The sequence below is a fragment of the Dactylosporangium sp. NPDC048998 genome, from assembly GCF_043197855.1.
In the GTDB taxonomy this organism is placed as follows: Bacteria; Actinomycetota; Actinomycetes; order Mycobacteriales; family Micromonosporaceae; genus Dactylosporangium.
In genome coordinates this window covers 1-1132 of record NZ_JBICTV010000109.1, presented here as the reverse complement: position 1 = coordinate 1132, position 1132 = coordinate 1, and the positions used below count along the sequence as shown (strand labels likewise).

Here is a 1132-nt window from a genome sequence, read left to right as displayed (position 1 = left end):
GTTACGGGTGGCGGTCATGACGCTGGGCTCCTTGCGTACTGGGGTTTGACCGGCTGTCCCGCCCAGGTTCACTCGGGAAGCGCGCCGCGTTGCCCCGGTCGAGGACCTCGATCAGCCGTTTTGCCAGCGCGGCCCCGTCGCCGTCGCGTAGCCCCATCGGGTTGACCACGAGCACGTCGCGCCAGGCGAGGTCCTCGGCCACGTGGATTCGCGGCGTGCCCCGGTCCAATTCGCGTACCACGTCGTCGGCTGTGTGGCCGGACGGGGACAGGTCGATCTCGAGTACCGGCACGTCCAGGTGGTGCTCGTAGGCGTCGCGGACCGTGCACCGCACGTCCGGCTCCAGCGCGGCGCGGATGTCGGCCAGTTCCCGTTCCCCGTGCCGGTGGTGGGCGCCGGGGTCGCGGACGAAGGCCCGCAGCGCGACCAGCAGGCCGATGATCTGTTCGCGGCCTACCTTCATGCCCCGGCCGATGCCGTGCCGGCCGCGGACCGGGTCGGCGCCGGTCACCTCCGAGCGCTGCCAGGTCCGGGGGCGGATGTCCATGTCCTGGTGGTGCAGCGCGACCGCGGCGACCAGGTCCGCCCGGCCGCAGAGGATCCCGGCGGTGTGCGGGCCGCGGAACGCCTTGCCGCTGCTGATCGCGACCAGGTCGGCGCCGCCGTCGAACAGGGTCGCGAGCCGCTTTAGGGGCGGCACGTCCATCGCGGCGTCCACGAGGACCGGCACCCCGGCCCGGTGCGCCAGCTGCGACACCTCGGCCACGCTGAGGTGGTCACCGCCCCGCCCGGGCCGCCACAGTACCAGCGCGGCCCGCTCGTCGAGCTCGCGCAGCAGTTCGTCGGGGTGGGTGGAGCCCGGATAGCCGATCTCCACCAGTTCCGCGCCGACTGCTGTCAGCGCGTGGTCGTACGGGTCCCGGTGCGCCCGCTGGACGATGACGCGGCGGCGTGGCCCGGATACTTCCGGCAGTACGTCGATCGCTGCGGGCCGGTCGCCGGCCAGGCAGACGGCGGTGGCCAGGCTCAACGCCGCTGCCGCGCCGCTGGTGACGTAGGCGGCCGGCGCGCCGAGCAGCGCGGCGATCTCGGCGCCGGCCGCCTCCTGCAGCTCGTCCATGCGCACGTTGCG

General features: G+C 73.9%; 1 protein-coding gene. It reads right to left on the bottom strand.

Going from position 1 to position 1132, the window contains the following annotated elements:
- Nucleotide 1: 1 nt before the first annotated feature.
- Nucleotides 2-1132: aminotransferase class V-fold PLP-dependent enzyme (locus tag ACGFI8_RS48055; RefSeq protein ID WP_392815846.1), on the bottom strand; the 1131-nt coding region annotated here is incomplete at its 5' end.